Below are 13,562 nucleotides of genomic sequence, written 5' to 3'. Positions count from 1 at the left end.
GCAAGTGCTTGTTGAGCTGGCTTGCTACCATCAAGAACCAATGTTTCTGGTTTACGAGCTTCTTGAATTGTAAAGCTTTGTTGAGCATTGTTTTGAACGTTAGCAGAGTAGATACCCAAGTTGATAAATACTACGCTGTTAGCGGAAGCATCGACCGAGTCAAGTTTAATTTGACCTTTATGCTCACCCGTTTGTACAATCGCATCATTTCCGTTGTTACCAGTTGCAACTGTTCCACCAGAAACGGACAGGGAGAATCTTTTTGCTGCTGCTTGATCAGCAATGTCTTGCGCACTTAATTTGTTACCATTCGCGTCATAAGCAACGATCGGGATGTATTTGTCTGTATCACCATGTGCCAATACGCCATTGAGGGAACCGAACTCAACTTTGTTAGCTACTTTTGAAGATTCTGTTTTTACAGTTACTGTTGCACTTGCAGAACCAACATAAATCGTTGCAGTGTAGTCTCCTGCTTTTTCAACTTCTTTATCCAAGCTGATTTTCACAGTATCATAATCGTCAGTTGCAAGTTTAAGAGCATCAAAGCTGTAAGGCGTGATAACTGCATCATAAGCCGTACGTGTCGCAACAATTGCACCTTCAGCGATTACATCACCGTACTGATCGTAACGTGTGATTCCGATTTCTGCAACGTCGCCTTTGCTGGAAAGCATCGTTTTACCCGTTGGATATTTCACTGTACCTAACTCAACTTTCGTTACGTAAGGCTCAGTTCCAACTTTTAATGTTTTTTGTACAGATACAGAAGAGTTTGTTAAGAATACATTCACAGGAATAACATCAATCTCGGATTGCTTAGCACTTGTGTCAAGTGTAAGCTCTAGCAAACCTGTATCTTCGTTTCTAGTTAAAGATTGAGAAGCACCGGATACATATGCCGTATAGCTGCCACCATTAATTGAAGCATTTTCTCCATATTGGTTTTCTGCTTTTACTTTTACAATGACTTTAGCTGATTTAGCAATTTTATCACTTGCATTTACAAAGCTAAGTTTTGTCACTTTTTCATTTTCAGCTGTAAATGTTGCTGTTGTCTTATCAACGCCAGCTGCATCTAGACCAGAAAGTGTTGCTGTATAGCTACCTTCGCTTACTTTTACGTCAGTTAGTGTCAGTACAGCAGATTTTTTATCATCAGCGAATTTAACAGAAGTTGCAATGTTTGCAGTTCCTTTTGTTAAAGCAACTGTTGCTTTAGCTGTATCTACAGGTTTGTTGAAGCTTACTGTTACTTGTTGAACGCCAGTTGCTTTTGCTTCCGTTACGGATACTTTACCAGCTGGTACGTATTGTTGTTTCGCTTCGTATGCGCCGCTCACAAGAAGATCGCGAGTTGCGTTAGCCATACCGCCGAATTTACCGTCTGTGCCGTTAGATAGAAGTTTCAGTTCAAGTGCCAAAGCGACATAGCCTTGTGCCCAATCAGAAACAGTTGTATCTGTACCTGTTTTGCTTTTAGCTGCTGCATCTTGACCAAGAACACGAACCAAGAAAGTAGCCAGTTGTTCTTTCGTTACTTTACCAGCCGGGTTGTATTGACCTTCAGCATAGCCATCCGTAACACCTGCAGTTTTCAAAGCTTCGATGTAAGGAAGTGCATAACCATTTGCTGCGTCGGTTACACTAACGTCAGTGAATGTCGATGTTTTCAAGTCTTTGTTTACTTCCAGACCCATGATCAATGCCGCTACTTTCGCAAATTGTGCACGGTTCATTTCGTCTTTCAAACCGAAAGTTGTGTCAGTCACGCCGTCAAAAATACCAGCAGTGATCATCGCATCGAACTTCGCTTTTGTTGCTGCATCCAGGTCTTTCAAGTCTGTGAAGTCAGCAGATGTTTTACCAAATGCGACCGATGAGAACATGGAAAGAGCCATAGCGGATGTAAGAACTACGGATAGTGTTTTCTTCATAAAGGTTTGTTTCCTCCTAATATTATGAAAGTTTTTTTGTTATTATAAAAACTTATAACCAACGGGACGACTAATGAATCATGACATGACTCTATGTAGCTTCGCGTCTATCACCTTGGCTACATGCATTAGTATACGTGAGTGTATGCATAATTTCATTGATAAGTATTTTCCAATTAATCGAGCTACCAATTGAGGTACCTATCTATTAATTCATACATCTTCACCTACTTGACAAACAAAAGACTGCATCCGAAAAATCGGATACAGTCTTTATTTTTGCTTCTTTTTATTTAGGAAGTTTCTTTTGTTGCTTCATTACACGAATGGCAACCTCTGATGCCTCAGCACGAGTAAAGTTTTCCGTTGGGTCGAAACGTTGTGTTAGTTTCTTCTGTCCTTGTAGAAGTACATTATCTATACCTTCAATTAAACCAGCCTTATTTACAGCCTCTACAGATGGAACAGCGTAAACATCAACAGCATTTGCATCTGTGAAAATCTTTTGAAGTGCAGTTAATGATTTTTGTTGATCAGAAGTTAATTTAAGCTCCGCTGCCCTTGCAATGATTACGGCTGCATCTTGTCGCGTAATTGGGCTTCTAGGTAAGAACGTTCCATTGGCATTACCACGGATGATACCCGCTCTAGCTGCCGCTTCAATAGATAAGAAGTTAGTAAGACCCGTTGGATCTGTATAACCTCTTTGAACGTCCAAGAAGGTAGCAGAAGTATTATTATAAGCACTTTGTTGTGTATCTTGGTTCAAAAGTGGTATGTCGAAAATTTTGACTAACATTGTGACAAACTCACCACGACTAATGGCATCGTTTGGCATAAATTGATAAGGCGTCTTAGGAGACATAATTCCTTTTGAATACAAGGTATCCAAATCATCTCTCGCCCACGGGTGATTCGTGACATCATTAAAGCTGTCGTCCATATACATGACCTGGAAATATCCAAAAGAATCAATTGGAACGGTAATCGTATTGTTCTTGGCATCAACTACTCCGCCAATATTTTTCCAGCTTGGTAATGCAGGACCCTGACCAGTTGGATTATCGAAATATCCAAATTGAAATACGGAAATATACTTTCCGGCATCATTTCTGATATTTGCGTCATAGCTGAGCGTTAGTGTACCTCTTTTGGTTGGTACCACGATGTCATTATAATTACGTACATAGAAAGCTGTCTGATTAGGATCTGTTGTATTAGGCAGAATTCCGCTGCCCAAGTATGCCTCTTGCAGCCCAGGAGTTGTCGTATTGGATGTTGGAGGAATGATTCCGGCGTCAATCCAATATTTCTTGCTTGCTGTTCTGAAATGGGATGGCGTCGTTAAATAATTAACCCCTAGTAGTGATTCATTGGGTTTATCAATTCTGCCATCATCATTATTCGCAATTCCAAATAATACTTGACGGTCTATAGTTATATATTGCGTTGTACTTGTTCTATCATTACGCATTAATTTGGTGTCTTTAGGGAAATTCAGTTGAATTTGACCATTAAATACTTTCGTGTTGCTAGAAGCAAGTGGAGTCTTGTATTGCTCGCCTTCGATATCTGTGTTGGTATTAAACAAGATAATGCTTGCATTGGTTTTCGCTGTACCGCGATTCACAGTAAATTTGATTGTGTTAGCTCCAGCTTTAAGATTCTTCACTTCATACATGTACTTTTTATTAATCTTATCGTAGATTGCCTCATCTTTACCGAAAGTGATGGAATCCGCATTATCAGCTTGAAGCTGAATCATATAGAAGTTCTGATTAATGTTAGCTTGGTCGACATCTTTATTATTCTTAATAATTTGGTTTGGTCGCGGGCTGATAAAAGCGTATGGCACAGGTTCGCGTATGATCGTGACTAGTTTGTTAGCAGTTGAACCTGAAGAAGCGTTCGCCGCTACTAATTCAAATACATAAGTACCATATTCAGACAATGAAATTGCTGAAGGATTTGGAACGGTTGGCGTACTTGCGGGTGTGTTAAAATCCTGCAAAGGTACATTTGTCAATATTGGATTTAAAACGATTTGACCACCAACAGGTATGGTTGTATTCGAGTAAGCCGCGGGTGCTTTGCGTAAGTAAAGTGCTGTACCTGGCGTTACACCAACTGCAGAGTTTACAATTTCCCCTTGAAATTGAACCGTTGTTGCCCTTGTGGCATAAGTATCTGGCTGCGAAGTCGCAGTGAATTGCGGATTCAGAGGATCAGCTTCAACTGGTTTCAAATAGTTGATTACGGGAACATTACTAGATAGTACAAAGATATCAACGCTAGATGTTGTAATCAGTTGTCCGTTAATTTTCAGCTGAACTTTGAACGTATACTTGCCATCCCCTTTAAAAATAGGGTTTAGTTCCGTACTCGTCAAGGTAAATGTGCCGTTATTTCCAGCTGCAGGTATATTAGCAGCTATTGGTTTAACAACTGTGCCATTCAGTGTGTAAATTTCCGTTCCGTAATCCGCAGTTGGTACATTTACTAAGCGCCCTGTGATGCATGGACCGGTAATAGCACCGCATGTAAGTTTGCTTGCACTATCGACGACCATTCCTGTAAATAGATTATTAATAATGACATATGGCGCGCCAGAAATATTCAAACTATATTGTTTGGTTCCAGCAGCGGATGGAACTCCACCAATATAAGGAATAACCTGGAAAACGACTGGTCCATCCTGAATACCTTGTAAATTAATAGAATAATCCTTCATTTGAACACCATTGACATCATTTATAGCATTTCCGTTAGCATCAACAGCTGCCGTACTTGTTGTAAAACCTGGAATTGGACTTGCTGGATAAGGTACCCCATTTAAGTTAATTTGAACCCCAGTCGTATTATTGCTCGTGTAAACCTCTAATTTTGCAGGAAACTCCGATATTTGTGTTGTACCAGATGGGCTAACAGCTGCTTCGTACGAAGTCCCACCTGAAGCTGAAGACCTCTTTACGTTAACATGGTCTACATAAGGCTGGTTAGGATTGACGTACGAGTACGTATACTGTGAAGTTGTTTTAAGCCCATTACTATCTGTAAATTCAAAGTTTACTTGCTGTATGGTACTGTTTGTATTCACAGGCAACTGCCCATTAAAATCGTACACCATATAATCTGATGTAGTAAGAGTAGCGTTTTTCGTTAAACTGGCAGATGGTACACCTCCTGAATTCAATTGGGAAGGAGCTGTAGGAGGTGTATAGAGAGGTGTGTTCAACGTATTCGTAAAATCAAAATGCAACTTTGTGCTAGCCATACCGGACGTATATACATCTACATAAACAAACGTTGTGACGGTAGCATTAGTGCCGATTAAAGGATTCTTGATGTTAGCCTTCAATGCAACGTCTTGAATTGGTGTTGCTGCATCTTGAATGATTGGGTTATCCACTAGCTTTTTGGATGGAGCTGTGCCTTTAAGATCAATTAAAGCATTATAAGCAAATGCTTTACCATTATCATAAATAAAAGATCTATTCGAAGTATAATAGTTAGTTAAGTTATTAGCTGCGAATATAATTTTGTTGTCACCAGGGTTGAACGCAATATCTGTTGTTCGACCTGTGTTAGTCACATAAGTAAAATTGCCGTTTTGGAAAGCAGCAGGCTGATAGACGGTTCCACCATAATTAGCCTCAATGGCGTTTGCATTCGTTGATGTACCCGTAATAGAAATCCCTGTATATGGAGGCCCCTTTGGATAAATTCCTCCATCCAAGAAATCTACACCGTTGAATTGAAGGTTAGATATATTAGTCACAGGCGTATAGTAAGCATACGCAGGCTGGGATGCAATATTGCCTGTAGTACCGAACTTTACGGTAATAATATTCTTACCTGGCGAGAGCTGAACATTTTGGAATGCTATCTCGCTGTTATTGGACACACTCTTAACTGCTTTGTTTGTTTTCACCGTAGTGGTTTGATTGGTATTGGCATTAAATATCTCGTAATACATATCCGTAATTTGATCATCTGCAATCCCATTAATTAAAGTATCTACTTCAATGGGATTGACCGTAAATTTATTTACTAAAGAATCATCATACGGTGTTAATGGATTGTTTGGATTTGGTGAATATAGATTCGAGATACTGATTGTTGCTGCCGCGCTGGCATTAAGTGGCGGCAATAAGGCTAGCAGCATAGCGACCATAAGGCTTATGCTAAGCCATTTCTTTCTCCTAAGCTTCGTTTTCAAAATTAGTTCCTCCTTATGTAATCTAAATGTTGTTAGTATCGTTATGGCATTCTATCAACCTTATCCTACTTTCGACAATCCCTCCCATATTCTTCTATTATTCCACATGATTAGACGCGGCTAATAGCCAAAAGTTCTTGTACTTTACTTATCGGTCATAACGAAGGAAATGTTTAGAGAAAGAAAAAAATTCATAAAATGCAAAAAAAATCCAACCCGAAGGTTGGATTCCGATTTTATTACAATTTTATTGCTTACTTGCCCATACGATCACTCTGAACTTGCTTGCCTACAAGCCTCTGAAGAAAGTTCAGCACTGGTTTACGGCTCTTACTGATGATACCAATAGCTTCAGCTCCTACTAGCATAATTAGGAAGAGAGCCACGATGATCATGATAAGACCCCAAGTGGAATCTTGGGAAATGAAGACCGAGCATATTACCGCGCTGCCGCCGAAGATGGAGGCAATTCCATAGATGATCAGTACGCTTGTACGATGACTGAATCCAAGCTGCAGCAAACAGTGGTGCAGATGGCTTTTATCCGGTGCAGAGATCGGCAATTTATTGACGTAACGGCGCATGATCGCAAAGAAGGTATCGGATAATGGCACGCCTAGAATCATAATAGGAATTAAAAGGGAAACAACGGCCGCTTGCTTAAAGCCAAGAATCGATAGTGTTGCTAGGGCAAAGCCTAGGAACAAGGCGCCCGAGTCGCCCATGAAGATTTTGGCTGGATGAAAATTATAGAACATGAAGCCTATGATACTGCCTAGTAATATAACGCAAAGTAGAATAACGGTAACATTGCCCATCATCAAGGCAAGAACTAGAATTGTCGTGGTAGCAATACCCGATACGCCTGCTGACAAGCCATCTAGGCCGTCAATCAAGTTAATCGCATTGGAAACACCGACGATCCATAATATCGTAATCGGAATACTTAACCAGCCAATTGGCAGGTTGGTCGTTCCGAAAGGAATGTTAACGAGGTCGATCTTAAGGCCAAAGGAGACAACGATGCAAGCGGCAATCAGTTGCCCGAGCAGCTTCCATTTGGGAGATAGCTGAAAACGATCATCCAAGGCACCCGTGACGACAATCACAAAGCCTCCGATTAGCAACCCAAATGCGGCATTGGAGTTAACGGCATCAAGTGCTGGAGAGACGACGAAATAAGCTCCGACGAATGCAAGGAATATCGCTAATCCTCCGAGACGCGGCATTATTCGGGTATGTACCTTACGATGATTCGGGGCATCAACTGCTCCTACCTTGAAGGCAAATTTTTTGACTAGGGGTGTCAGCAGCAGCGCCATTACGCACGAAGCGATAAACCCAATCGTATATAATCCATACATGTCTTCTTCACAGCTCCTCTTGTCTTGGGTGGCAGGTGATCCGCCGAAATGAATTATACTCCCATTTGTCCACAAATACCACTGCTAAATTTGTCTGAAATGACCGTTTTCAGCCAGTTTTCATAAAATTTTTCATGATTTAGTGACTTTCTCTTTGTCACGCATCACTTTGATAGCAAATTTGGGGAGTAAAAGCATTCTTTTGTATCTCCAAGGCTCCTGTATTAGGCGGTAAAACCACTCAAGACGTAGTTTTTGAAATAATACGGGTGCTCTTTTTAGCTTGCCCGAAAGAACATCAAAACTTCCCCCAACACCCATCATAACGGGGACACCGATTTGTTGTTTGTATTTCCCAATCCACGGCTCTTGATTAGCAGCAGATCTTCCTACGAGAAGAATATCCGGAGCTGCATCCACGATATCCCGAATAACTTCAGCATCCTGCTCGTCTTTAAAGTATCCATCACGTACGCCAACCAGCTTTATCCTCGGATAGGTGGTACGAAGCTTCTCAGCTGCCGCTTGAATAACTTCATTGGAAGCTCCAAGTAGGTATACCTTCCAGCCTTTTGACTCTCCGACTTTCATCAGCTCATGGATCAAATCATAGCCGGGAACCCGTTCTACAACAGGCTCACCTACATATTTGGCTGCCCAGACGACACCCGTTCCATCAGGAACGATGAGTTCAGCGCGCTGCATCATGCTCAGATAAGCAGAATCCTCTTGCGCGGCCATGACCATAATGGGATTGGCGGTAATGATCTGATGCGGTTGTCTTTGTTCAATAACGTTCGTAAGGTAGGCTACGGTTTGGTCCATGCTCATTTTGGATATGGGCACTCCGTAGATGCGAACTTTGGGTACATCATTCGCAGATGCGACCGTAGATTGGATCGTTGTTGATGTTGAACTCATAGATATCTCTTCCTTTAATTGACGTTGGAAATCGGATTTTGGTTGCTTTTTTTGTTATTTCTATTTGTTAGTTCTTTGTTTATAAAAAGAAATGATGCGCTGCGCAGGGAGCTGAGCCTGCGCTTTGAGCTCTAGGGTGGCGGCGCGGCTGGACGCCGCCCAAGCCTCTCGGCCGGCCAGCAGGCGCTGCGCCTCGGCCGCGAAGGCATCCGCATCGAAGCGAGCTGTCGATGCGGCGGCTTTCATGCCAAGCCTATGGAGGAACTGGTCGATCTTCGGATCGTACGAGATGCCTACCATAGGCACGAACTGCGAGGCTGCATAAATCAAAGAATGCAGCCTCATCCCGATCAGCAGGTCGCATGCCGCGACCTGCGCGAGCATATCCTGCGGATGGGCGATGCCTCGCACCATCTCCACCCGGGACCCGTGATCGCCGAGACGGTCGATCACGAACTGCGACGCCACCTCATCCGAGGGGAGGTGGAAGGGCAAGAACCGCAGCCGCACATCCGGATTAGCGGCTAGCAGCAAGACCAGGGACCGCGAGAGAGCTTCCAGCTCCGAGCGGTCCTCATTCCAGAAGCGGACGGACACGCCGACCGTCCGCACAGCACCATCCGGCGCGTGGTCGGGCGCGCCGCCAACAACAACAGACCCGCGCAGCGGCAAGCCCATGACCGGGTCAGGCACTACCGTGATGCGCTCCCGCGGGAGCCGCATCTTCACTAATAAGTCCGCGGACTCCGTATCGCGGACCGACACATACGCGCAGCGCTGGAACACGCTGCGGATCCAGCCATAAAACATAGGGCGGCTAACCGGCCCGATGCCTTGCGAGTAAATAAAAGTGGGCTTGCCCAGCCACTGCGCTATTTTCAAAACAGCCAAGTAATATGGGATCGTCTTCGAGCTTGTAGCATCCTGCAATAAACTGCCACCGCCGCTAATCAAACCATCGGCTTCTCGCAAAGCGCGAATCAGCGAACCAGGCTTCATTCGATGATAGGCTTTCACCCCGTACATCGCTGACGTTTTCTCAGGATTAGCAGAAAGAACGATAGGCTCTATCTGTACGCCTTGCTCCCGACCTTGCTCCTGCAAAGCAAACAAAATCGATTGCAGCACAGCTTCATCGCCGCTATTATCGAAGCCATAGTAGCCGGATAGCGCTATTTTGACAACTGTGGCACCCATCGTTTCCAACTCCTTGTGATTATTTCCCAAGCAACAATCAGAACGAGACCAATTAAAGCGCCAAACACAAGACCGTAGGTTATACGGATCAGGGATATATGAAGAGGCGTATGCAAGTGCGCGAATGTATCTACAATTGAAAGCTGCCCGATTACACCGATGAAGATCAAATAGACGGCATGTCTATAACGAACGGACAAATATGCGCCTAGCAGGAATAACGGATGTGCGAACAAAAATTCTTTGGTACGAGGGCGCACGCCCAATGTATTTTCCAAGAAGGAGCGGAATAATTTCTCCAGAGTAGAAGCCTGTCCTTCATTTCCTGTACGTGACAAGTAATAATAAACGGCGGCTAAAGCTACGCCAGCGACTACAATCCATAGCACACTAATAAAGGAAGAAAGGATACTGCGAATATTCGCAATCTTATCGCTGTACGTGTTATTTTCGCTAAAGAATAATAAATACACACCTGCGATCGCAATTGGAAGCAAATGCAGCACGCCAACGCCACGGAATTGCTGCAGCACGAGTAAATACGTAACATGATTGAGAAGAGCCACTTCGTAAACGACACCAATCAGCGAAATCGCAGATGTTTTGAATAGTGTCCATATGGCGTAAGCAAGTCCTAACTTCCATTTTGCTGCGGCTCCTGAACGAACGGAACGAATGGCCAGCATGACTGCAATACTTGGTGCACTAATGGCTGCACTTAAAGCAAGACCTTGAGCATATAGATTAGCCGAAAGTGTATGCAAAGCAGTAAGGCCAAGTATGCCTAAAACGAAGAGGATCAGCATGGCTTCTGGTACGAAGAAGGACACCATCAGGACGATTAAACTAATACCGCCAAGCAGCATGAAGATTCGGGCGATTTTCTGCCATCCTGTCGTTTTTACATCAAATGGCTCTGCTGGTCCAAGCTTAAACCCGACTTCTTGGATGCGGGGAATAGCGCCGTCTTTTCCTTGCAAACTTTCGTAGTAAGATGCTAAAGGATCAACTACTTTGCCTTTATCCAAGCTTTTCACTGGCCTTGCATTCAAGAAAACCATGCGGATATTGCGATCTTTCACTGCCAGGACTAAACGATCCGCAACGCCTTGGATACGATCCTGCAGCTCCGATTTTTTGAGCGGCTCTGTTAACTTTTCTCCGTCTTTCTCTGTGAACGAATGCAGGCGAACGACATTATAATTCGTTTGCTTCGATAACGTGCTAAACCCTTTTTGCGGCTCTTTTAATAACTCAATAGCTGCTAGGCCGATACCGTTCTTATTAAGAAGATCTGCCATTTTATTCAGGTTAATTTCCGTATTTTCTTCTGTGTAACCCGGAACTTCATTGCCATCAACGATGATGCGCTTCACGCCGATATCATGGAGCTGTTTCAACAGGCGATCCATTTCATTGGTTACAAAAGGTCTGCGATTCGATAGACGAACCACGATTTGGAACCCTTGCTCTTTCAGCATTTGTAAGGTCATCGGATCTGGGTCCATCCCCTTGATCGATGCATCGTCCATGCTCATTTGGATAATGAGTCCGTTTCTATTCTTGAAACTCCACGGCTTCGTGCCAACCTTCAGATCCGCGAACGTTTTCTGAATCAACGGCTCCAGCTTCTGCTGTGTGGCACTGTCTGCGAACAGCACGTAGGTATAGTTCTCGTTAGGATCACCCAAGGTCTGGGTAAGTGCGGCAGCGTCTCGAGAGTTATATACCTCGATACGGCGGCTCTCTTCAAGCTCCGCTAGTGTACTCTCGTACACAGCCATTGAGCCAATGCCCGCTGCTTTCATATTCTTCAATTGCGAAGCGATAAAAGTCTGCGGATTCGTCTGAATATCCGAAATATCCAGCAAATCACGGTAATCGAAAACAAACTCGACTTGATTGGCCGAAGTTTCCGTCTGGTGACGCGTATAGGCTAGCGGCAGGGAGACTACCATGCCAATAATGACGAGCCACCAAAGGATTTTTTTGAGAGGTTTATTCCATGTTTGATACCGTTGTGCCAAGTTGTCCACTCCTTAGATCTTTCCGATAGAAAGCTTTCTTCGTAAAGTATGTACTTACATTGGAAAACCCCTTCAGGTCCTACTTCAGGTAATAGGCCAATGAATACGGATTTAGTTTCCATCTATTCATTAGACGATCTATCCCTGACTTAGGTTCTGAAGAGGTTCAGTTTTCCTATTTCATTATCCGTCTACACGGTTTAGCACATATTGAATAATGCCATCTAGTTGCTGTGCGGCCGCAGGACCTGTAGATCCTTGTACCGCAAAATAAAACTTGATTTTCGGTTCCGTTCCAGAAGGACGCAAGCAGAACCATGAACCATCATCCAGAATAAATTTCAGCACATTTTCACGAGGAAGGCCATTGATGCCCTCTGCGTAATCTTCCACTTGGCTAACACGAGTACCACTGATCTCCGTTGGCGGATTCGTTCTCCAAGCTTCCATGATGCGCCCAATTTGTTCCACGCCGTCTTTCCCTTTCAGCGTCCTTGATTCAAGCTTTTCCAAAAAGTAGCCAAAGGATTCGTACAGTTCCTGAAGGACTTCATATAAAGTCTTGCCTTGCTTCTTATAATAAGCTGCAGCTTCAGCAATGAGCATCGCTGCGATAACGGCATCCTTATCTCGGGCATAGTCCCCGGCCAAGTAGCCATAGCTTTCTTCGTATCCAAATAAGAAGGTATACTCGCCATTTTGTTCAAACTGGGACATTTTCTCCCCAATATATTTAAAGCCAGTCAACGTATTTAATGTAGTAATACCATAATGATTCGCGATAACTGCGCCCATTTCACTTGTAACAATCGTTTTGACGATAACGCCGTTCGCTGGTAATGTTCCACGCTCTTTCAAGCTTGATAATAAATAATTTACAATAATAGCACCTGACTGATTACCAGACAAAACGACATACTCGCCGTTCGGATCCTTCACAACTGCACCCATGCGATCGGCATCAGGATCGGTTCCGATGATGATATCGGCATCCCACTCTTTCGCTTGTGCAATTGCGAGTGTGAAAGCTTCCCGCTCCTCCGGATTCGGAGACTTAACCGTCGAGAACTGTGCATCCGGCAGCTCTTGCTCGGCTACAACACGTACTTGTCCAAAGCCAACTGCTTTCAGCACTTCGCGAACCGGCACATTGCCCGCTCCATGCAAAGGAGTGAAGATGATGCGGAAATCGCCTTCAATCTGCTTAATCACATCCGGATTTTGGCTAATCGCCGTTACTGCCTGGATGTACGCTTGATCAACCTCTTCACCTAACCAAGAAAGCAGCCCCTGCGCTTCCGCTTCTTGCTGGGATATTTTCTTGACTTTGTCGAAGGAATCGATACTCTGTACTTGCGCAATGACTTGCTCCGCAAACTCAGGAACGAGCTGTCCCCCGTCTGCTCCATATACTTTATACCCATTATATTCAGGTGGGTTGTGACTAGCAGTAACGACAACCCCTGCGGACGCACCTAAGTATCTCACGGCAAATGATAGCTGTGGTGTCGCGTGCAGCGTTTTAAAGAGATAAGCCTTAATTCCATTCCCTGCGAACACGAGAGCGGATTCTAAAGCGAACTCGGGCGACATATGACGTGAATCATAAGCCAGAACAATGGAAGGACTTGCAGCGCCTGTCCCATTCACATATTGTGCCAAGCCTTGGCTTGCGCGTCCAACGGTATACACGTTGATTCGATTCGTTCCAGCGCCAATCACGCCGCGAAGTCCTCCTGTGCCAAATTCAAGATCTTTATAAAAGCGATCCTCAATTTCTCTCTCATCTTCCCGAATAGCACGCAGTTCTTTCTTCGTTTCGGCATCCACTGCTGGATCCTCTAACCATAATTGATACTCTGTTTGTACACGCGTCATAGTAGTCAGGTTCATCTCC

General features: G+C 43.9%; 7 protein-coding genes. All 7 read right to left on the bottom strand.

Going from position 1 to position 13,562, the window contains the following annotated elements:
- On the bottom strand, positions 1–1,937 hold a 1,937-nt coding region (locus ASG93_RS12025), incomplete at its 3' end, for an S-layer homology domain-containing protein (protein WP_162262848.1).
- A gap of 289 nt (positions 1,938–2,226) precedes the next feature.
- A complete protein-coding gene (locus ASG93_RS12020; RefSeq protein ID WP_056832182.1) occupies positions 2,227–6,156 on the bottom strand; it encodes an S-layer homology domain-containing protein in 3,930 nt (1,309 codons plus the stop codon).
- Positions 6,157–6,410: 254 nt separating this feature from the next.
- Positions 6,411–7,520, bottom strand: a complete 1,110-nt coding sequence (locus ASG93_RS12015) for a glycosyltransferase family 4 protein (protein WP_056832181.1) — start codon at positions 7,518–7,520, stop codon at positions 6,411–6,413.
- Between the two features lie 132 nt (positions 7,521–7,652).
- Positions 7,653–8,441, bottom strand: a complete 789-nt coding sequence (locus ASG93_RS12010) for a WecB/TagA/CpsF family glycosyltransferase (protein WP_056832179.1) — start codon at positions 8,439–8,441, stop codon at positions 7,653–7,655.
- 60 nt (positions 8,442–8,501) lie between these two features.
- Entirely contained in the window at positions 8,502–9,638 is a 1,137-nt protein-coding gene (gene csaB / locus ASG93_RS12005; protein WP_056832177.1) for a polysaccharide pyruvyl transferase CsaB, read from the bottom strand.
- Positions 9,614–11,674: a DUF5693 family protein gene (locus ASG93_RS12000; protein WP_414858858.1), complete on the bottom strand. Its 2,061-nt coding sequence runs from the start codon at positions 11,672–11,674 to the stop codon at positions 9,614–9,616. The genes csaB and ASG93_RS12000 overlap by 25 nt, the downstream gene beginning before the upstream one ends.
- Before the next feature lie 174 nt (positions 11,675–11,848).
- Positions 11,849–13,552, bottom strand: a complete 1,704-nt coding sequence (locus tag ASG93_RS11995) for a phospho-sugar mutase (protein WP_414858859.1) — start codon at positions 13,550–13,552, stop codon at positions 11,849–11,851.
- Positions 13,553–13,562: the final 10 nt, after the last annotated feature.

The sequence above is a fragment of the Paenibacillus sp. Soil787 genome (assembly GCF_001429545.1).
Classification (GTDB): domain Bacteria; phylum Bacillota; class Bacilli; order Paenibacillales; family NBRC-103111; genus Paenibacillus_E.
The sequence above is the reverse complement of the archived record's forward strand: the minus strand, read 5'-3'. Positions and strand labels throughout refer to the sequence as shown.